Source organism: Fictibacillus sp. 5RED26 (genome assembly GCF_015903895.1).
Classification (GTDB): Bacteria; Bacillota; Bacilli; order Bacillales; family Fictibacillaceae; genus Fictibacillus; species Fictibacillus phosphorivorans.
Genome location: NZ_JACZDU010000013.1, coordinates 24,570 through 44,844 on the forward strand (window position 1 = coordinate 24,570; position 20,275 = coordinate 44,844).

At 40.7% G+C, this 20,275-nt stretch carries 19 protein-coding genes; all 19 read right to left on the reverse strand.

The genetic code is table 11. From position 1 onward, the window contains the following. Positions 1-42: 42 nt before the first annotated feature. Positions 43-1,485, reverse strand: coding sequence for a nucleoside triphosphate pyrophosphohydrolase (gene mazG, locus IHV10_RS21745; protein ID WP_197134456.1), 1,443 nt, complete (start codon positions 1,483-1,485; stop codon positions 43-45). After that, the gene (locus IHV10_RS21750) at positions 1,485-3,071 is read right to left on the reverse strand and encodes a putative polysaccharide biosynthesis protein (protein WP_197134460.1); all 1,587 of its coding nucleotides are present in this window, start codon (positions 3,069-3,071) and stop codon (positions 1,485-1,487) included. Before IHV10_RS21750 ends, mazG begins: the two co-directional genes overlap by 1 nt. 216 nt (positions 3,072-3,287) lie before the next feature. Then, positions 3,288-3,824 carry a stage V sporulation protein T gene (gene spoVT / locus IHV10_RS21755; protein WP_197134462.1) on the reverse strand — a complete coding sequence of 179 codons (537 nt, stop codon included), beginning with the start codon at positions 3,822-3,824 and terminating at the stop codon, positions 3,288-3,290. 145 nt (positions 3,825-3,969) lie between these two features. Then, complete coding sequence (gene mfd, locus IHV10_RS21760) at positions 3,970-7,509, reverse strand: transcription-repair coupling factor (protein ID WP_197134464.1); 3,540 nt, start codon at positions 7,507-7,509, stop codon at positions 3,970-3,972. A gap of 289 nt (positions 7,510-7,798) precedes the next feature. Further along, positions 7,799-8,029 (reverse strand): anti-sigma-F factor Fin family protein, encoded by a 231-nt coding sequence (locus IHV10_RS21765; RefSeq protein ID WP_191755355.1) that lies wholly within the window; start codon positions 8,027-8,029, stop codon positions 7,799-7,801. Between the two features lie 64 nt (positions 8,030-8,093). Then, positions 8,094-8,654: an aminoacyl-tRNA hydrolase gene (gene pth, locus IHV10_RS21770; RefSeq protein ID WP_197134466.1), complete on the reverse strand. Its 561-nt coding sequence runs from the start codon at positions 8,652-8,654 to the stop codon at positions 8,094-8,096. Between the two features lie 109 nt (positions 8,655-8,763). After that, positions 8,764-9,417: a 50S ribosomal protein L25/general stress protein Ctc gene (locus tag IHV10_RS21775; protein WP_197134468.1), complete on the reverse strand. Its 654-nt coding sequence runs from the start codon at positions 9,415-9,417 to the stop codon at positions 8,764-8,766. Between the two features lie 337 nt (positions 9,418-9,754). Then, complete coding sequence (locus IHV10_RS21780; protein WP_066390512.1) at positions 9,755-10,705, reverse strand: ribose-phosphate diphosphokinase; 951 nt, start codon at positions 10,703-10,705, stop codon at positions 9,755-9,757. A 30-nt stretch (positions 10,706-10,735) separates the two neighbouring features. Continuing rightward, positions 10,736-12,115, reverse strand: a complete 1,380-nt coding sequence (glmU, locus tag IHV10_RS21785) for a bifunctional UDP-N-acetylglucosamine diphosphorylase/glucosamine-1-phosphate N-acetyltransferase GlmU (RefSeq protein WP_197134470.1) — start codon at positions 12,113-12,115, stop codon at positions 10,736-10,738. 249 nt (positions 12,116-12,364) lie between these two features. Further along, complete coding sequence (gene spoVG, locus IHV10_RS21790) at positions 12,365-12,655, reverse strand: septation regulator SpoVG (RefSeq protein WP_066238133.1); 291 nt, start codon at positions 12,653-12,655, stop codon at positions 12,365-12,367. A 607-nt stretch (positions 12,656-13,262) separates the two neighbouring features. Next, positions 13,263-13,637 (reverse strand): RidA family protein, encoded by a 375-nt coding sequence (locus tag IHV10_RS21795; protein ID WP_197134472.1) that lies wholly within the window; start codon positions 13,635-13,637, stop codon positions 13,263-13,265. Then, positions 13,637-14,467, reverse strand: a complete 831-nt coding sequence (gene purR / locus IHV10_RS21800; protein WP_144704810.1) for a pur operon repressor — start codon at positions 14,465-14,467, stop codon at positions 13,637-13,639. Before purR ends, IHV10_RS21795 begins: the two co-directional genes overlap by 1 nt. 60 nt (positions 14,468-14,527) lie before the next feature. Beyond that, positions 14,528-15,391: a 4-(cytidine 5'-diphospho)-2-C-methyl-D-erythritol kinase gene (gene ispE / locus IHV10_RS21805; RefSeq protein ID WP_197134536.1), complete on the reverse strand. Its 864-nt coding sequence runs from the start codon at positions 15,389-15,391 to the stop codon at positions 14,528-14,530. 142 nt (positions 15,392-15,533) lie between these two features. Next, on the reverse strand, positions 15,534-15,716 hold the full coding sequence (locus IHV10_RS21810; protein ID WP_197134475.1) for a small, acid-soluble spore protein, alpha/beta type: 183 nt from the start codon (positions 15,714-15,716) through the stop codon (positions 15,534-15,536). 132 nt (positions 15,717-15,848) lie between these two features. After that, positions 15,849-16,109: a biofilm formation stimulator Veg gene (veg, locus tag IHV10_RS21815; protein ID WP_066238125.1), complete on the reverse strand. Its 261-nt coding sequence runs from the start codon at positions 16,107-16,109 to the stop codon at positions 15,849-15,851. 332 nt (positions 16,110-16,441) lie between these two features. Further along, positions 16,442-17,308, reverse strand: coding sequence for a sporulation peptidase YabG (yabG, locus tag IHV10_RS21820; protein WP_197134478.1), 867 nt, complete (start codon positions 17,306-17,308; stop codon positions 16,442-16,444). 87 nt (positions 17,309-17,395) lie between these two features. Continuing rightward, positions 17,396-18,271, reverse strand: a complete 876-nt coding sequence (rsmA, locus tag IHV10_RS21825) for a 16S rRNA (adenine(1518)-N(6)/adenine(1519)-N(6))-dimethyltransferase RsmA (protein ID WP_197134482.1) — start codon at positions 18,269-18,271, stop codon at positions 17,396-17,398. A 6-nt stretch (positions 18,272-18,277) separates the two neighbouring features. After that, entirely contained in the window at positions 18,278-18,841 is a 564-nt protein-coding gene (rnmV, locus tag IHV10_RS21830) for a ribonuclease M5 (protein WP_197134485.1), read from the reverse strand. A 188-nt stretch (positions 18,842-19,029) separates the two neighbouring features. Next, complete coding sequence (locus IHV10_RS22995; protein ID WP_197134498.1) at positions 19,030-20,247, reverse strand: G5 and 3D domain-containing protein; 1,218 nt, start codon at positions 20,245-20,247, stop codon at positions 19,030-19,032. Positions 20,248-20,275: the final 28 nt, after the last annotated feature.

Below are 20,275 nucleotides of genomic sequence, written 5' to 3' on the forward strand. Positions count from 1 at the left end.
TTCTCTATTTTTCACTATAATCCTTCTTTGTTGAAAAAAAAATTATTTTGCCTCGTTCCAAAAACGGTCCATTTCCTCTAAAGTAACGTCCTGAAACGAAAGATCACGCTCCTTAAGTGCCTGCTCGATGTAGTTAAAGCGCTTCTTAAACTTACGGTTTGTTTCATTTAGAGCTTCTTCAGGATCAATCTTATAAAAGCGTGCTAAGTTTACGACCGAAAACAACAGATCACCTAATTCTTTTTGTCGTTCGTCACCTTCCGCTTCTTGAAACTCTTTTAATTCTTCTAAGATCTTATCGACTACCGGCTCTACCTCTTTCCAGTCAAAACCGACTTTCGCTGCCTTTTTTTGAAAAAGAAACGCTTTTTGAATAGCTGGAATGCCCTTTGGCACACCGTCTAGTAAGGACTCACGATCTTCTTTCCCTGCTTCTTGTGATTTTATAGCATCCCAATTGGCAACAACTTCGTCTGCATCATCAAGAGAAACATCGCTGAATACATGCGGATGGCGACGAATCATCTTCTCGGTTAACGTCTCAATCACGTCTTCTAAAGCAAAGAAGCCTTCATCCTCACCAATTTGTGCGTGAAGTAGAACTTGAAGCAACACATCGCCTAACTCTTCAGCAAGAGCATCATCGTCTTCTTCGTCAATCGCCTCTAACACTTCATAAGCTTCTTCGATCAAATACTTCTTTAACGTAACATGTGTTTGCTTTTGATCCCATGGACAGCCTCCAGGACCGCGCAGTCGAGCTATGACACTTTTTAAAAAAGCAAAGTCTCTGAACAGCAGTTCTTCTTCTTTTACTGGAGGAACATAGACAGCTGTTAAGTTATTTAATGTTACAGATTGATCTAGCTCGTATAGAGGGACGCGTTTGATAGACTCCTCTGCGCTGCCTGCTGCGGTGACAACAGTTACTTCATAATCATCTGGATACTTATCCATCAGCGTGAGCTTCACTTCAGAAGCGATAAAGTTATCGTATACTTGCACGATAACAAGATGATGTCTAATCTGAACCTCATCTTTTCTTAAAGAGTTCCCATCAAGAATCTGGCACCCCTCGATCGGGTCGATCTTAAGCGCCGTATACATTTCGTCAAGGAAACTCTTTCCGCCTGCTACCGAAACCTCGATCCCTTTACTTTCACTTTGATGAAGCAGAATCTGAACAGCTTGCTCTGCAACTAACGGGTGACCCGGCACAGCATAAAGGACATGGCCCTCTTCTTCTGCCTTATGGAATAAAGTTTCAGCAATTTCTTCATAAACCGGTTCGAACTGATCGTGTTTTTCGTAGATTTCATCAAACGCTACAAAGTGTTTTCCTTGTTTCATTAATTCTTCGACTGCAGGGTGATGAATGGTACGCACATAAACTTTTTCAGCTGATTCTAACATGCGATAGATGCCAAGTGTCATCTGGTCTAGATCTCCTGCACCTAAACCGATAATCGTAATCTTCTTCGTCATCATGGTCTCCTTTTTTTAAGACGTTTAAACACTTTTTGAATAAAACCAATAGAATGAAAGACTGAATTCCATTCACTTTGAGAAAATAGTTTGAACATAAAGATACATAGGATGTAAATTACTGCACCAATAAATGAAGCACTAATACTAATCAGCATCGCTTGAAACCGAGTGTCAGCCATGAATAAATAGTTCTCAGCCATAAACATCCATGTCCATACACCTGCACCCATCAAGCTTAAAGATATCAATAGTTTGAGTGGTGTTGTTATTCTGCTTCCGTTTAAAAACTTCGTAACGAACTGAAGCTTCAACAGTTGGGCAATCGCTGCAACCATGGTAGCCGATACAGTAGATACTGCCGCCCCCTCCATGCCGAAAGAAGGAATAAGAAGTAAGTTACCCGCAACCTTTATCAATACTGCTATAAGAACGGTGTAGGCTGCAAATCTTCCTTGACCGATCCCTTGTAAAAGTCCTGTTGTCGTATAGATGATCGATACAAAAATAATCGATATACAGAGGATAGCTAGAGCTAGTGATCCATTATCATTTTTAAACAGCATAACATTGAGGGGTTTCATAATACAGATCAGCCCTACTGCAGCCGCTCCGCCAAAAATGACTGAAATTTTTACAGCGAGTTTTGCAAGAGATCGAATCTCTTTTTGTTTCTTTTCTGAAACGAGAGATGCCATCTCCGGTACGACAGCAAGTGCTACAGATGCCGCTGCTACTGTTCCTAATTGAAGAAGAGGCTGTCCACGATCAAAAACTCCTTTTAGAAGTTTCGCGTCATAAGCATCCATACCGCTTTCTATCCAGACATTAATGAAAAGAAAGGCATCAACAAGCTGCATTAAAGCTAAAATCAGCGCGCTTAATGACAAATAGATGCTCGTCTTCAACAGCTCTGCGGCATATAGGAACCTGAATCTTGCTTCAGTACTAAAAGTACCCGCAGCTCTTTTTTTCCAAAAGTATAAAAGAAACAACCCTGACGCGAGTGCGCCAATGACTGATCCTGAGAGAGCTGCTGCTCCTGTTTCGTAACTCGAGTACTCTTTTAAAACGAAATAATAAGATAAAAGTAAGATACCTGAAACTCTAATGGTCTGTTCGATCAACTGCGAAACAGCAGTCAGTTGCATATCGCCAAGCCCTTGATATGCCCCCCTAAAAAATGCGGAAAGTGGAATGAACAGAAATAGAACGGAGATTACCTTGATCGGCAGCTCAAGATGCCGATCTCCCATCCACCCTGCCATAAACGGTGCCGCGAAAAACAAGAATACGAACGACAATAAACCTAACATCACAGAAGTCCATGCTGCTGTTTTGATTAAATGATCATCGTTGTTCTTCTCTGAAATGATCATTTTTGATAAAGCCATTGGAAATCCTGTAAACGCAATAGCAACCGCAATCGCATAAAACGGATAAGCTTGCTGAAACACATAAAAACCAAAATCACCGGTCATGTTCTGATAAGGAATCCTGTAAATGACGCTAAGTAATTTTACGATAATGGCAGCTGCAGTAAGCAGCAAAGCCCCTTCCCATACGGAATATTTCTTTGATTTCATGAAGTACCTCAAAATTTATAGCATTTATATTTCCCGGGACGACAATTGTCGACACATTCTGTTTTGGATGAACATAATTTCAAAGTATTATACCATAGTCCGTGTATATCGCCTTGCGATATAAGATTCACCACAGTTACGTAAAGAGAGCACATCATTAGGAAGACAACTCGTTCCAACAGCGCAAAAAAAAAGAAAGAGCAGAATCGCTCTTTCTTATTGCTCCATCTGTCTTGCTAAAAATCCAGCTGCAGTTTCAGCAAGTTTTTGCTCTAGTTCTGTAAGCTTCTTGCCTTCTTTTCCAATCATAACGACTGCTCCGATCGGGTCTCCACCTGCGATGATCGGCGCGATAACATGGGATGTGTTTTCTTTGATTCCATCGATTAGTTCAGCATCAGCTCCGTTAGATTCAACCAAAGTTTTTCTGTCACTCATGGATGCTTCCACTACTTTACCGATGCTTTTATTATGATAATCTTTCTTGGATCCGCCAGCTACCGCAATGTATGTATCACGGTCAGCAATTAACACGACATGACCTGTACTGTCTGCAAGGCTCTCTGCATATTCTTTTGCAAAATCACCAAGCTCATTGATTGGAGAATATTTTTTTAAGATAACCTCTCCATCTCTGTCTACAAAAATCTCAAGCGGGTCTCCCTCACGAATCCGAAGTGTTCTGCGGATTTCCTTTGGGATAACAACGCGCCCGAGGTCATCAATACGTCGAACGATACCAGTTGCTTTCATATAAATAAATGCCCTCTCTTTCGGAAGATGATGAATCATTGATGCAACAACAAAATGGTTCCTTCACTGAAAGAATGTTCCATTTTCTAGGTTTATTATTTGTTACATCTCCTGTTCTATTCACGAATGAGAGGGTTATTATTTTTTAAGGTGTATTTGTTGTCTTTTCTTTCCTTGCATGCTTCATTTCTTTTAGGAAAAGATCAATCTGCTTCAACAGATCCAAGTCCTTCACCCGTTTGCGGTTAATGATAACTTTCATCAGGTTACCCTGCATCCCGAGATTTACATGTCGCCCTATCTTATTGGCGATCTCGAACATCTTTCCTCCATCAACCAATGAAGTCGTCTTTTCATTAAGAATCATGTTGACTGTATCCTGCTTCTGTTCGATCGACTTGATGCCTTCTCGTTTAGCACGGAGTTTAATGCCCGCCACTAAGAGCAGACATTCGACTTCTACAGGATAATCGCCGAAACGGTCGATAAATTCCTCTTGCAAGTCGGAAATATCTTTTAAAGCTTTCGCAGCACGTACGTGTTTGTACATCTCGATCTTTTGCTTTTCGTCACCGATATAATTAGTTGGAATATAAGCATCCACCTCAATATTGAGATCAACATCTTCTTCCACTTCTTTCGGCTTGTTGCCTTTTCTTTCTTGAATCGCTTCTTCAAGCATCTGGGAGTACAGATCGAAACCTACCGAATCGATGAATCCATGTTGCTGTGCACCTAGAAGATTACCAGCACCACGAATAGAAAGATCTCGCATCGCGATTTTAAAACCTGATCCTAACTCGGTAAATTCTTTGATTGCCTGCAGACGTTTTTCAGCGACTTCTGTTAACACTTTATCCCGTTGATAGGTAAAGTACGCATAAGCAACACGATTAGAACGCCCTACACGTCCTCTTAACTGATAGAGCTGTGAGAGACCCATCTTATCCGCATCGTACACGATTAATGTATTTACGTTAGGAATGTCTACACCCGTTTCAATGATCGTTGTAGATACTAACACATCATAGTTTCCTTCTAGGAACTCTAACATGACACTCTCCAGCTCATTCTCAGACATCTGACCGTGAGCATAAGCAACACGGCAATCAGGAACAAGCATAGAGATTTGCTCTGCCATTCGTTCGATTGAATCTACACGGTTGTATAAGAAATACACTTGACCACCGCGACCCATCTCTCGCTCGATCGCTTCTCGAACAAGAGAACCATTATAGTCCATCACATACGTCTGAACCGGGAAACGATTCTCAGGCGGTGTTTCAATGACAGATAGATCCCGAACACCTAGCATCGACATGTGGAGTGTACGCGGAATAGGTGTTGCCGTTAACGTAAGCACATCAACGTTTGATTTTAGCGTTTTAATCTTTTCTTTATGTGTAACACCAAAACGCTGCTCCTCGTCTATGATGAGCAAGCCTAGATCTTTATATTGAACGTCTTTAGAAAGCAGGCGGTGTGTGCCGATCGCTATATCGACCGTGCCTGCTTTTAATCCTTTAAGCACTTCATTCTGCTCTTTTTTGGATCGAAAACGGCTTAAACTGCCAATGGTGATCGGAAACTCGGAGAAACGCTCACGAAACGTTTCAAAGTGCTGCTGAGCTAAAATCGTAGTAGGAACAAGGAACGCCACTTGCTTGCCGTCCATGATGGCTTTAAACGCAGCACGGATGGCCACTTCCGTTTTTCCGTAACCTACATCTCCACAAAGCAGCCGATCCATCGGACGGATGCTTTCCATGTCTTTTTTGATCTCTTCGATAGCACGAAGCTGATCGTCCGTTTCTTGATAAGGAAAGCTTCCCTCAAACTCACTCTGTTCTGCACCATCTTCTGCAAAAGCATATCCTCTACTTGCTTCACGCTCTGCATAAAGCTTGATCAGATCATCTGCAATATCTTGAACAGAAGACTTAACCCTGCTCTTCACTTTCTTCCAATCACTACCGCCTAGAGAATAGATCTTAGGTTCTTTGCCTTCAGATCCTACATATTTTTGAACTTGATCGATCTGCTCAACCGGTACATAAAGGTTATCATTGCCGGAATATTTAATATGCAGGTAATCTTTATGAACCCCTTTGATCTCAAGCGTTTCAATCCCTAAATACTTACCGATCCCGTGATTCACGTGAACGACGTAATCGCCTACTTTTAATTCTGAGTAGCTCTTGATCCGCTCTGCGTTCGTCATCTTCTGTTTTCTTGCAGGACGCTTCGCCTTTTTCGTAAATACTTCTTCTTCTGTGATAACTACAAGCTTTTGCTTTACAGATTCAAATCCACTTCCAAGATCTCCAAGTAAGATCTGACTCGTCTTCGGCTGAATGTTTTGATCTGGCCCCATGATACCTGCATCCATCTCATAATCCGCAAGTACGCGTTCAAGCCGGTTTGCCCGCTCTTTGTTCATCGCTATAAAAACGATCGCAAATCCGAGCTTCTTCCACCGGTCCATCTCACCTTTTAAAACGTTCATCTGACCGTGGAAATTCTGCATGCTCTTACATTCTACGTTCAAAATATTTTGAGGCTGTGTGTGAGGCACATGTCTTAAAAACAGCGATAGATAAATAATAGGAAATGCTTTTTTATCACCTAGCAAGCCATTCGTATCTGGCGAGATCGTAAGGTCCTGAACAAGCTCCCCATGCTCAAGAAGTGCCGTCTGCCATTCTGCTTCTTCTTTATCCAGCTGCTGACTTGTTTCTTGTATTCGGCCGATCTCATCCATAACCACTAAACTATCAGGGGATATGTATTGCAAGAGGCTCGCAGGTTCATCGTAAAAGAGCGATGCGTATTTATACATGCTTTGAAACTGCTGCTTCTCACGCAATCTTCCTGTTTCATAGCTAATATTTTCAACGAGTGTTTCTTTAAGTGCATCATCTTTAATATTTTTTAAAGTAGATGCCAGCTTCGCATCAATGCGGTCTGCTGCGTTGTTATAATGTTCATCAAAAAGAATAAGTTCTTCAGCTGGTGCAATAGAAATCGTTTTTACCTTATCCTGCGAACGCTGTGTTTCTGCTTCAAAATATCGAATAGAATCGATCTCTGTATCAAAGAGCTCGATCCGAACAGGATTTTTTTCTGTAAGCGGGTAAATATCGATGATCCCCCCGCGAACGCTAAACTCACCAGGTGTTTGGACCATCGATGACCGTTCATAACCCATCGCAACTAGTTTTTTTAATATTTCATCCGAATCGATATCTTCCCCTATCTGAAAAGAAAGACCTGCTTTTTCCCATACCTCAACTGGTGGCAAGTATCGCCTTAACCCTGCAACAGGTGTAATGATGACACCTTTAAAAGATCGACTCAGTTGATTTAAAGCCTCGATTCTTTGGCTTTTTAATTCAGGACTCGATATGGCCATCTCAGATGAGATCAGATCATTTACAGGATATAAATAAACTTCATCTTCAGATAAAAGAGAAGTTAGATCTTCATATAGTTTTTGGGCTTGAAACAGATTATGGGTTACGATTAGTTGAGGTTTTCCTGTATTTTCGTGAAGACTGCTGATGAGCATCGTCCTGGCAGAGCCTGAAAGACCAGCGACGAGTTGCTCTTTCAGCCCCCCATTAATGCCATCCATTATCGATTTCAAGTCTTCTCCCTGACTAAAATATTTCTTCAATCCAAGCATTTCTTACTCCCCCTCTCACAAGAGCTAGTCATTGGTTCTATTGCTTTGAAAGTGATTGATCTCCGTTCCAGGATGTTCGCTTTCCGGGGGGCGTGCGGTGAGCCTCTTAGCGCTATGCGCTATTAAGTGTCTCGCCTGTCACGCTGATCCCCCAGGAGTCTCGCACCTTGCACTCCAATCAACTTTGCTATGATGAAGCACAATCTAAAGCATAGAATCTATTTTGTATCAGCATTTTAAACAGAAAAAGGCTTTGGCCCGCTTAGATAGGCTGTGGCCAAAGCATTACTTATTGAATAAAGGATTTCAGCGTATGATACTCCGGATTACGTTCTAGCGTATCCTGACAATCCTCACATGTCGTTGTTACTTCTATATCTCCATTCTCTTTATAGGAGAGTAATTCCTGCCGTTCTTCGTTACTTAATGTTTCAAATCCAAGCTGTGCCGCATTAACAGTATGATGGTCTATTGAGCCAACATGTGTTTTACAATGCCTGCACCGGTAATGAATAGCCATGCACAGTCCCCTTTCGGTTAGCATTATACTAACCATTATGAGCGGAACATGTGTAATCTATTCTTTAGCCGTTAAACTTATTCATAACTTTATCAAACGATGTGTCTAAAAAAGCTTCACAAGCTTTCACAGATCGGTCGATACCCTGTTCGATATCTACGAGTTCCTCTTTAGAAAAACGGTTTAATACAAAATCAGGAACTGGCTGTTGATTCGTCGGGCGTCCGATACCAAATCGGATCCTTTTGAATTCTTGGGTGCCAAGGTGAGCGATCATAGATTTAATACCGTTATGCCCACCCGCACTTCCCTTTGTACGAAGTCTTAATTTTCCTGGTACAGTATCAAGGTCATCGTACACGACGATCATGTCTTCTAAAGGGATCTGAAAATAATCCATGAAAGGCCCTATACATTCTCCAGATAAATTCATATACGTTAGTGGTTTTAACAAGAATACTTTTTCTCCTCCAACCACACCGGTTCCGTAAATTCCTTTAAATTTGGTTTGCTGCATGGGGATATTTAAGGAGTCTGATAATGTATCGATCACTTCAAAACCTATATTATGCCGGGTGCCATCAAAACGAGATCCTGGATTCCCGAGCCCAATAAACAATTTCACTCTATGTTCACCTTACCTTCAATTGTCTTATAAACATTATACACAATTGGGATAACAGAATAAAAACGCAGCGGCCGCTGCGTTTTTATATTCATTTATTCTATTCGACTTACTTTTCTTCTTCTTGACTGTCATCAGCAACAGATTCAGTGGATTCTGGAGCATCTCCTTCAGCATCCGCTTCTTCTGTTTCTTCATCCGTTTCTTCGTCCTGAAGTTTTGGAGGTGTTACACTCGCAATCACTTCGTCTTCTTCATGAAGAATTTCGTATTTCTTACCTGAAGGCAAATCCTTAACAGATAAGGAGTCACCAATATTTAAATCGTCTACAGAAGCTTCCAATTGTTCTGGGAAATCAGCAGGTAGTGCTTTAACATTTACAGTTGCAAGCACACGCTGAAGAACTCCGCCTTCTTTAACACCAACAGATTCACCTGTTAAAACAACCGGCACCTCTGCTTCTGTTTCTTTATTTAAGTCAATTGCTAGGAAGTCTACGTGCGTAACAGAATTTTTCAAAGGATGAACTTGCATATCCTGTACCATGACAGAATAATTCTTTCCATCTACTTTTAATTTAAGTACGCCATTCTTACCAACTTCTCTGTAAGCTTTAATAAATTCTGGCTCATCAACAGATAGAGCTACAGCTTTAGTCCCATAACCATATAAGTTTGCTGGGAAATGCCCTTTACTTCTTAATTCCGTTAAAATCGAACGTTTGTCTGTATTTCTTTTTTCGACTGTTAGATTCGTTGCCATAATGAGATCCACCTTTCCTATTTCGAGTCTCTTTAAAGCATTACCCGAACTGAAAGATTTTAAAACGTGAAGTTAGAAATCGATTTAGCAAGCACTTCTTAAGCGAAAGTTGATTAGTGTTTTACTGGTTGCTCTTGAAAGTCGTTGATTTCCGTTTCAGGATGCTCGCTTTCCGGGGGGCGTGCGGTGAGCCTCTTAGCGCTATGCGCTGTTAAGAGTCTCACCTGTCCCGCTGATCCCCCAGGAGTCTCGCACCTTCCACTTCAATCAACTTTTCAAAGATGAGAGTGAAAAAATCTCATATGCAACGATCTCTATAGAAGAGCTTTATAAGATCTTAATCAAACAATTTAGATACAGATAGTTGCTCGTGAACGCGAATGATTGCTTCTCCTAATAAAGGAGCTACAGAAAGCTGTGTTACTTTATCGATCTTCTTCTCTTCAGGAAGAACGATCGTGTTTGTAACAACTAGCTCTTTAATAGAAGAGTTTTGGATACGATCCATTGCAGGGCCTGAAAGAACAGGGTGCGTACAGCATGCATAAACTTCTTTCGCGCCGTTTTCTACAAGTGCATTAGCTGCTAGAGTGATCGTTCCAGCTGTATCGATAATATCATCGATTAAGATCGCTGTTTTCCCTTCAATGTTACCTACGATATTCATAACTTCAGATACGTTCGGGCGAGGGCGACGCTTATCAATGATAGCGATTGGTGCTTTTAAGCGATCTGCCATCTTTCTCGCTCTAGTAACTCCGCCATGATCAGGCGATACAATAACGATATCATCTAATTCTTTGTTTGCAAAATAATTTGCTAAGATCGGCACACCAAGTAATTGATCAACCGGGATGTCGAAGAAGCCTTGAATTTGAGTCGCATGAAGATCGATTGCAATAACACGAGTTGCACCAGCCGTTTCAAGCAGGTTAGCTACAAGTTTAGCTGTGATCGGCTCACGGGCACGAGCTTTACGGTCTTGGCGTGCATAACCATAGTAAGGCATTACTACGTTAATTGTTTTTGCAGATGCACGCTTTAAAGCATCAATCATGATTAACAGTTCCATCAAGTGTTGGTTAACCGGGTCACTCGTTGATTGAATAACGTAAACTTCACAACCACGAATACTTTCCTCAATGTTAATCTGAATTTCCCCGTCACTAAACTTGGTTACTGAACTTTCTCCAAGCTCAATTCCAATGTGCTGAGCAATCTCCTTTGATAATTCCTTGTTAGAATTTAACGTAAAAACTTTCAATGTAGGATCTACATACGTACTCATTGATGGCTCCATCCTTCCCCACTCTTAAAATTATTGGTTTTGCTTTTCGTTTAACTTTTGAACGTAGTTTTCTTTTACAGTTTGACGCGATCTTGCAATGGATAATGACTCTGCAGGAACATCGTTTGTGATTGTTGAGCCTGCTGCAACATAAGCATTTTTGCCAACGGTAACCGGAGCAACTAAGTTAGAGTTACAACCAATAAACGCCCCATCTTCTACTTTTGTTAAGAACTTATTCTTACCATCGTAATTCACTGTGATAGATCCGCAGCCTAAGTTTACATCTTTTCCGATCTCAGCATCACCGATATAGCTAAGATGAGACGCTTTACTTCCTGTACTCATCACAGATTTTTTTATTTCTACAAAGTTTCCGATCTTTACTTTGTTCTCAAGTACGGACTTCGGACGGATGTGAGCAAATGGACCGATAGCTGTCAGATCTCCAACTTCACTATCGTGAATAACAGATTGACGAATCGTGTTTCCATTTCCAACAACACTATCTTTGATCTCTGATTGAGGACCGATAATGTTTTCTTCGCCTATTTTCGTTTGTCCTAAGATTACAGTCCCAGGATAGATGACCGTATCACTACCGATTACCGCGTCATCTGAAATATAGGTTTGATCAGGGTCGATCAACGTAACACCATTTCTCATGTGGCGTTCGTTGATTCGTTTCTTCATATAACGTTCAGCTTGCGATAATGCCACTCGATCATTTACACCAAGTGTTTCATTGAAATCTGATGTTTGATAAGCAGCTACTACTTCGCCTGCATTTTTTAAGATCTCTATAACATCTGGCAAATAATATTCACCTTGTACGTTTTCGTTGTTCACTTGTTTAAGCGCATTAAATAACGCTTTATTATCAAAGCAGTAAGTTCCCGTATTGATCTCAGTTACTTTACGCTCTTCTTCTGAAGCATCTTTATGCTCGACATTGCGTTCTACAGTTCCTTCGCTGTTACGGATAATACGTCCGTATCCAGTAGGGTCTTCCGCCTTAGCTGTTAGAATCGTTGCTTTTGCACCAAGAGACTCATGTTCAGCAATCAGCTTTTCCATTGTTTCCGAAGTAATAAGAGGTGTATCACCACAAACAACAAGTGTGATTCCTTCTTTGTTTGCTAGGGCGTCTTCCGCCTGCATAACAGCATGTGCTGTACCAAGCTGCTCTTCTTGAAGCACGTACTGAACGTCAGAGCCTAGTTGATCCTGAACTTTCTCAGCACCATGTCCGACAACAGCCACCAACTGTTTCATTTGAAGAGAGTTGATCTGGTCAACAACATGTTGAACCATCGGTTTCCCACAAACAGGATGTAACACTTTATATAACTTGGATTTCATCCTTGTTCCTTGACCCGCAGCAAGAATGACCGCATAGCGATTTGTCATTGTGAACCTCCATCCATTTTCCTATATCTTTAATAATTCTTAACATACCATTACGAATATATCTTAAACCCGTATTCATTTCAAGAAGTGACGCGGGATTGTCAATGGTTTGATAAATTTTATTTAAAAAAGAGGTGATTTTTATGAATGTAAGGGGTATATATAGGAAGGTTCTTTCTTATGAGGAAAAAAAGAGCAAATAAAAAGAACCTAATCATTCTGACCAGGCTCTAAATTCTTATTGAGATATTAAGAAGCTCCTGCTTCTTCTAAAGCAGACTCCATCTCTCCCATACGGTGATATTCTGTTAACACCGCGTTTTGGATCTTCTCACGTGTACTAGACGTGATTGGATGCGCGATATCACGGAACTCTCCATCTGGTGTTCGTTTGCTTGGCATAGCTACGAACATCCCATTATTGCCATCAATTACCCTAATATCATGAATGACAAATTCATGATCGATTGTAATGGAGGCAATCGCTTTCATACGGCCTTCTGTATTTACACGGCGTAATCTTACGTCAGTCACTTCCACTTACAAACACCACCTTTTTCCAAAATAAGAACGTAATACTACAATTCTGCAGCTTTTTACAAAATCCTTCTTGGAATAATAAAAATTTTTAAAAAATTTGCGATGCCCCATCTAGTCTAGTGTTTTGAAGTTCTTATAGAGTATTTTTATTACCTTTTAAATGATGTTAATTAGGTTACAGCGAAAATGGCTTGTAGAATTAGAAGCAAGATCCTTTGTTGCTCAATGATCACCAATTTAGAGTTCAATGATTATTTTTTGAATGAAAAGAACCCATTCCAAGAGTAAAATGGGCAGGAAAAAATTTCAAGAGAAAAAATAGATGAATTTCAGCTATTTTAAATAGTTCAAAATCGGCACTACCTACACCTAATATGGTATTTAGCAAGGTGATTCAAGAAATATTTAACTTAATTCTAGAAATTTTGACGACAATACAGCGAAATTTTCATTTATTCCGGCGAGTTTTCCTCATATATCGGCGAGTTTACAGATTTCGACAACTAAAAGGCATTCTATACCCTCAAGCCAATAAAGAGCGGCGGTCTCCTAGTTGCTACATAAAGGGACCTATTAAAAAAGGTAAAAAAATAAGCCCCAGAGGGACTTATTTTGTAAGTGCGATTACTTCGATTTCTACTTTTGCATCTTTTGGGAGCCTTGCAACTTCAACACAAGATCGTGCTGGCTTATGTTCGTTAAAATATTCAGCGTACACTTCATTAATATCTGCAAACTCGTTCATGTCGCTAATAAAAACCGTTGCTTTCACGACTTGATGAAGTGAAGATCCCGCTTCTTTCAAGACCGCTTGCAGGTTTTGAAACACTTGATGCGTCTGTTTCTTCACATCTCCATCGATCATGACGCCTTCTTTCGTAAGAGGAATCTGACCTGAACTGAAGAATAAGTTGTCGATTATAATCCCCTGAGAATAAGGGCCGATTGCTGCCGGTGCTTCTTCTGTATGAATTTTTTTCATCACGCTTGACCTCCGTTTAGAAAGTAGTTACCTTTTTCCACTTCGATACGGTTTTCCTTTTCGTTCACTTGTGCAAGTCGTGCAATGGAAACATAATCATCTACAAGTCGCTCTGAAACCTCTTGCGCCTCAACGAGTACACCGATTCCTTCAATGTGCGCTTGAAACTCTTCGATCAAGCTGATCATTCCCTTGATCGTTCCGCCCGCTTTCATAAAGTCATCGATGATGAGTACACGTGAACCCTGTTTGATGCTTCTTCTCGCCAGAGCCATCGTCTGGATGCGTTTTGTTGAACCCGAAACATAGTTGATACTGACGGTAGATCCTTCTGTTACCCTGCTGTTGCTTCGAACAACGACTACAGGAACGTTCAAATGTGTCGCTACTGCGTAAGCAAGTGGAATCCCTTTTGTCGCAATCGTCATGACGACATCTATTTTTCGTGAAGAGAATGCAGATGCGAACAGCCTGCCGATCTGGTTCACCAATCTTGGGTTTCCGATGATATCTGTTACGTACAAATATCCTCCAGGTAAGATACGGCTCGGATCTTCGAGCAACTCAACGAGTTCTTTCACTGTTTCTTCAGCTTCTGCTTGGTCTATGCCTGGAATATATTTAACACCGCCGGCCGCACCAGGGACCGTTTGAACATGTCCTAAACCGTGTTGCTCAAAGTGTTCTTTAATAATAGCAAGATCTTCACTTATAGATGATTTAGCCGATTCGTACCGTTCTACGAAATAAGACAAAGGGATGAGTTGGTGGGGATGGTGAAGAAGGTAACCTGTTAAATCTACCATTCTTCCGCTTCTTTTTAATTTCATATTATCCTCCAAAACCGAATGTTTGAAGATAATATACCATTTTTATACGGATTTTATCAATCATTCCCCTAATAAACGAACAGCATAAACTTCATGACAGAAACCTCTTAAACCGTTGTACACTCTTTGGAGGCGAGATTCATGCTGAAACAGCCCAAATACAGTCGGTCCGCTTCCACTCATAAGAACAGCGTCTGCCCCGAGTCGCATCATCTGTTCTTTAATATGTTTGACTTCCGGATACATCTTGAGCGTAACCGATTCTAGAACATTTCCTAACAGGCTGCAGATTTTATCATAATCTTTCTCTTCAATGGCTTTAACCATCCCTTCCACATCAGGATGCTTGATTCCTTGAAGTTTTAAGTTACGATACACTTCACCTGTTGAGACTCCGATCGGCGGCTTAGCTAAGAGCACCCAACATGGCGGTGGCGAGGAGATGTGATGAATCTTTTCACCTCTGCCCGTCGCTAATGCAGTTCCTCCGTACACGCAAAAAGAAACATCTGAACCTATCTTCGCACCAAGCTCAGCCATTTCATCTAGTGACAGACCTAGTCCCCAAAGTTCATTGAGCCCTTTTAAAGTAGCCGCTGCATCACTGCTTCCACCAGCTAAGCCAGCTGCAACAGGGATGTGCTTTGATATATGTATATAGACACCTTTTGAAATGTTAAATGTTTTCTTTAAAAGCAATGCTGCCTGAAACGCAAGATTGCGTTCATCGAGTGGAACAAACCCACCTGAACTTTCAATTTTAATTTCATCTGCCTCTAATAAAGTGAGTTCGATCCGGTCAGCTAGATCTACCGTTGTCATTACCATAGCCACTTCATGAAATCCGTCTTCTCTTTTACGCAAAGCATCAAGAGAGAGATTAATTTTTGCTGGAGCTTTAATGGATACTTTATTAATTGTCATCATTATCCCTGCCTACCATCTTGCACAATTTTGATATTTTTAATAGTAACACAGTATGTGGAATGAAATATAGAAAAAATCAAACCATCTCTGTAGAGGAAAACCGGAGACACAATGGCCTCCGGTTATAACTACCGCATATTTATCTGTTTTCGTTGTTATAGCGTTGTTCAGCAATCTCTAAAGCGCGTTTAACCATGTTTCCTGCGTCTTTAGAGCGGATTCCGCCCCAGCCTTCGCGCTGGACCGTATCGTAAAAACCAAGTTCTTTTGCGATTTCTGTCTTTAATCCTTCAGACATCATTCCGTTTTTTCTTCGTCCCATAAGAAAACCCCTTTCATATGCGATACATCATAGTATCTCCAAAAGGGGTTTTATCTTACGTGATGATGCTGATTATATGTATTTATTATGCCGATCACAACCAGCAAGTAAAAAAAATAGCAGTAAAGATTCTTACTGCCCGATTGCTGCTTGTGTATCTTCTAAGAATGTAAGTTCTACTGTCTCTGTGAGTACATCCGCGTAACTATAAGAAACACGTTCAAAAGCGTTGGTGTCCTGATCTAATTTGATAATAAAAACTGCCGGGTATGTTTCTTCCAGTGTTCCAAGTCGTTCGATTGTTTTGCGTCGACCGCCGTTCGCACGTAAAGAAAGTCTTCTACCCACGTTGGACTCTAAAGAGCGTCTAATGTCCACTATTGTTTTACCCATTTTAGGCTCCACCTCACTTAGACAAATTATAACACAAATCGTGTTTTTTTGTCAAATTAAAATTTTTATTATAGCAAGCAAAGCATTTTCATGTCAATGACCAAATATCCTTTTTTTGCTTTTTTTTAGTATGCCAAATTTCCTGTACATTATGTATAAAATGAGTATTTCTTACAAATAATTGTTTAATTCGGGCACTTTTGATATAAATTTCTTTTATTTATCTTTTCAAAAAAACGACAGAAAGCGCGTTGCAGCCAAGCATCTTTCACGTTCGTTTCAGTTGGATTTTCAACGCAAAAAAACTCCGAAATGTTTCGGAGTTTGACGGTTCATGGCTTTCCTTTTATCGGCATCCCTGTTCTAAGGAATCCCTTTGTTTCGACACCGCCTAATCCTTCTTTGCCTGTTAAGGTGTTCCGGAGGACATCCATGACGTTTACACGGTCCATAAAAGAAGTCAAACTGATCTTAGAGACAATATAGACTGGATCGAGCGCATGGATATTAATACGAGCGGGTGAGCTGGCAAAATTAGAGCCTACCTTTATTAAGGATTCAAAATGAGACTGACAAGCACCTGCAAAGATCATTAAATGGTCTAGGTGCGTATATTTTCTTCTCACTTCACGAACGGTTCTAACGAAATATTTCGTATGACGATAGGCATTTACATCAGATACATCGCCTTTTGACTTCATATACGCATCATGCCCCGTAATGACCAGGATGTCAGGCCTTACCTCATCTACGAGCGCAGGGACTTTCTCAGGCATCTCTGATTCCTTCATATGAATGCCATACACAGGCACCCCAAGCTTTTTATAAAGCTCCAAGCATTTATTTAAGTATAAAGGGTCTCCGTCAATATGAAGTACTCTACCAGGAAGCTCAAAGTAGGATTGATCATATTGATATCCGTTCGTCGATAAATACTCTCTCTTTTGCCTTAATAAATAGTAGTCCTGTCTGAATAGTTTTAATGAAGACTCTTCTTTTTCTTTTTCAACTTGCCTATGTTCAGACATATGCTTGTCATCAACGACAAATAAGTCATCGACAGGAGCATCTGCCCATAGTCTGAGCTCTTCTCCAGCGAGTTCAGCAATCGTTCGATCCTCACTGAATCCTACAACTCGAAATAGTAAATCTCGTTTGTAAGAGTTTCGGCTTACAATTGATCCAATCTCTAGTTTCATTTTACTCCCCCTATTCGGAGTAACAAGCTCCATAGCTCCCTCTGTTCCTTTTATAAGGTTATGTGAGAGACGGGGGAAAAATGAGGTTTATTTTACAAGAGGTAAAAGAGCATCTGCCAATTTTCCAAATTCCTCAATAGAAAGGGTTTCTCCTCTACGCTTCGGATCAATATCGATCGATTCTAGGATCGTTTGCAGCTCTTCTTTCTTATCTTTTGGAACGAGCTGGCTTGTTAGGTTGTTCCAAAGCGTCTTTCTTCTTTGTGCAAAAGATGATCTTACAACATGAAAGAAGAAATCTTCATCCTTTACGGAAACTGCTGGTTCTTTTCGAAGCGTCAGCTTAATGACAGATGAATCAACATTTGGAGCTGGTACAAAAACGGTCTTAGGTACCTTGATCATCGTCTCAGCTGTTGCGTAATATTGGATGGCGATAGATAACGAGTTATAGTCCTTCGTGCCAGGCGAAGCTGCAAGACGGTCTGCAACCTCTTTTTGGATCATACATACGATTCCTCGAATCGGAAGTTTGTCTTGAAGAAGCTTCATAATGATCGGTGTTGTAACGTAATAAGGCAAGTTCGCGACAACCATCAAATCTTGTCCTTCTTCAAAGTGTTCATTAATGACAGCATGTATATCCGCTTTTAAGACATCACTATGGATGACATCTACATGTGGATAGGGCGCTAATGTTTCTTCTAATATAGGTAGAAGGCGTTGATCAATTTCAAATGCTACCGCTTTTTTTGATGATCTCGCAATAAACTCCGTTAATGCTCCGATTCCAGGACCGATTTCAATGACCCCTGAATCCTCTGTTAAGTCTGCCGCATTTACGATATTGTTTAAGATATTACGATCGATCAGGAAATTTTGACCTAGACTCTTTTTAAACGTAAAGCCATGCTTCTCCAATATGGCTTTCGTCGATTGCGGAGTCGATATATCTTTTCTCATATGTTTTTATTCCTCCTCATTGCTATAAAGCGCCTTTAACGCCTGCTCAAATTCCTCTGGTGTGACTCTGAACATATTAAGACGTTTATGTAATTGTTTTGCATTCATATAACCCAACCGCAGCTCTCGTCCTATCACTTCACGTCTATGTTTGGAATCAGGACCGCCCGTTAAACCTGCAGCCATCAGATCTTCCCATGAGATCATCTCATCTTCCACTTCTAAGAGTTCTTCTCTAACATGTTCGAGCGCTTCCACTATGGCTTCTCGTGATGCATGCTCCACACCGACACCTTTGTCGCCCTTGGCAATCGCGTCAGCCTTTTCTAAGTAAGCGTGTTTACAGCCCGGCACATACTCCGAAATGATTTCACGAATTCTCTTACCTGGAAAATCCGGATCGGTAAAAACAATGATTCCTCGAGTCTCATGTGCTCTTTTGATGCGATTCAATGTATCTATGCTAATTTCTGAACCATTTGTTTCTATTGTATCTGCTAATACAGATCGTTTTATGGCAAGCGTATCGCTTTTTCCTTCGACTACAATAATTTCTTTAATCTTTTTCATGATTTCCTCCAAAACGGTGAAACCTTTTTAGGTATTGCAACGTCTAATGTATTGAACGACAAAACATCTTTTACTAGTATACCCCAGGCGTCAAGAAAGTCTAGGTCTCTACAGTATTGAGGGTGTTTGTTTTCTGGTTGTCCCGCGCACAAAAAAAGCACAGGGATTTTTTCCCCATGCTCTTAATATTAATTAATGATGCGAATTTTAACTGATTTTCTTCCCCAAGACTCTGCTCGTGACTGTGAAGAAAAGAATACGTCAATCTTATTACCCTTAATTGCTCCCCCAGTATCTGAAGCAATGGCATATCCATATCCTTCAACATACACTTTTGAGCCAAGCGGAATCACACTAGGATCGACTGCGATAACTTTCGCATTTGGATTAGATTTTAAATTAAATCCAGTAGCCGTAATTCCTGAGCAACCAGCACAATTGGCTGTATAAGCTGTACTTGTTACCGTTATTTCTCGCCCGCCAGAACTGCTTGATGCAGATGCGGATTGGCTACGAGATACAACAGGCTGTGGCTTTGGCTGTGCCTTCGTCCCAACAGCAACAATTTTATCCGAGCTATCTGATAACGTTTTTTCGCTGATCAGTTTTCTGGAAATCTCTTTGCCATTTTCCATAACAACTTCAAAGCGCTTTTCACGTTTTCCTTTTTTTCCATCTTGCACGACACGCTCTTTACCTTTCGTTAACCCGCTATCTTTTCGGTTAACAACAGCAAACGGTGTTTCTTCTTCCACTACATCGGTGACCTTTTCTACTCGGATGACTTCAACCTGCGTTTTGCCAGTAATTTTATCTGATTTTGCAGGTGTTACTCGATCAATTTCACCTAAAGATACCTTTTGTTGCTTCAAAAGGTCAGCGACGGTAGTCGAAGTGGTCCAAACTTGCTGAGCTTTTCCGCCTACAACAAGCTTAACCGGGAATGCTGATTCAATTTGGATCGTTCCTTGATCCTTAATATCAGCAGTCAGATTTGGCTTAATAGAATCATGCTCTTTTAACGTTAGCTGCTGTTCTTGAACGAATTGTTCAACAGTCTTCGCTGTCGTCCATATCGTTTTTTCCTTGCCGTTCACGGTAAGGTTGATCTCTTTTGCTTGTAAATAATCAATCTTCATGTTGTCAGTCACCTTGGCATCAAGACCCGGTTTAACTGAATCATGTTGAGTTATGTTTATGTTTTGTTCGCTTAATAGTTCTCTAACTGTGTTAGCATGCGTCTTCACTTCTGTTTTCTTTCCGTCTTGGATTAGCGTTACGTCAGCTTTCGTAGTTTCATAACCTACGAAGCCACAAGTTACGGCTAAGACGAAAAGAGCAACGATCGAAAGATATACCTTCTTGTTCGTGAAACGTGAGAACAAAGCTGTAATATTCCTATTCATTCATTTTCCTCCCCTACAAGGACTGCAT

What these genes read in the sequence shown, in the direction of transcription:
- mazG (WP_197134456.1), bottom strand. Translation starts at nt 1,485, where the DNA reads ATGACGAAGAAGATTACGATTATCGGTTTAGGTGCAGGAGATCTAGAC.
- IHV10_RS21750 (WP_197134460.1), bottom strand. Translation starts at nt 3,071, where the DNA reads ATGAAATCAAAGAAATATTCCGTATGGGAAGGGGCTTTGCTGCTTACT.
- spoVT (WP_197134462.1), bottom strand. Translation starts at nt 3,824, where the DNA reads ATGAAAGCAACTGGTATCGTTCGACGTATTGATGACCTCGGGCGCGTT.
- mfd (WP_197134464.1), bottom strand. Translation starts at nt 7,509, where the DNA reads ATGCTTGGATTGAAGAAATATTTTAGTCAGGGAGAAGACTTGAAATCG.
- IHV10_RS21765 (WP_191755355.1), bottom strand. Translation starts at nt 8,029, where the DNA reads ATGGCTATTCATTACCGGTGCAGGCATTGTAAAACACATGTTGGCTCA.
- IHV10_RS21775 (WP_197134468.1), bottom strand. Translation starts at nt 9,417, where the DNA reads ATGGCAACGAATCTAACAGTCGAAAAAAGAAATACAGACAAACGTTCG.
- IHV10_RS21780 (WP_066390512.1), bottom strand. Translation starts at nt 10,705, where the DNA reads ATGAGTACGTATGTAGATCCTACATTGAAAGTTTTTACGTTAAATTCT.
- glmU (WP_197134470.1), bottom strand. Translation starts at nt 12,115, where the DNA reads ATGACAAATCGCTATGCGGTCATTCTTGCTGCGGGTCAAGGAACAAGG.
- IHV10_RS21795 (WP_197134472.1), bottom strand. Translation starts at nt 13,637, where the DNA reads ATGAAAAAAATTCATACAGAAGAAGCACCGGCAGCAATCGGCCCTTAT.
- purR (WP_144704810.1), bottom strand. Translation starts at nt 14,467, where the DNA reads ATGAAATTAAAAAGAAGCGGAAGAATGGTAGATTTAACAGGTTACCTT.
- ispE (WP_197134536.1), bottom strand. Translation starts at nt 15,391, where the DNA reads ATGACAATTAATAAAGTATCCATTAAAGCTCCAGCAAAAATTAATCTC.
- IHV10_RS21810 (WP_197134475.1), bottom strand. Translation starts at nt 15,716, where the DNA reads ATGGGACGAAGAAAAAACGGAATGATGTCTGAAGGATTAAAGACAGAA.
- veg (WP_066238125.1), bottom strand. Translation starts at nt 16,109, where the DNA reads ATGGGTAAAACAATAGTGGACATTAGACGCTCTTTAGAGTCCAACGTG.
- yabG (WP_197134478.1), bottom strand. Translation starts at nt 17,308, where the DNA reads ATGAAACTAGAGATTGGATCAATTGTAAGCCGAAACTCTTACAAACGA.
- rsmA (WP_197134482.1), bottom strand. Translation starts at nt 18,271, where the DNA reads ATGAGAAAAGATATATCGACTCCGCAATCGACGAAAGCCATATTGGAG.
- rnmV (WP_197134485.1), bottom strand. Translation starts at nt 18,841, where the DNA reads ATGAAAAAGATTAAAGAAATTATTGTAGTCGAAGGAAAAAGCGATACG.
- IHV10_RS22995 (WP_197134498.1), bottom strand. Translation starts at nt 20,247, where the DNA reads ATGAATAGGAATATTACAGCTTTGTTCTCACGTTTCACGAACAAGAAG.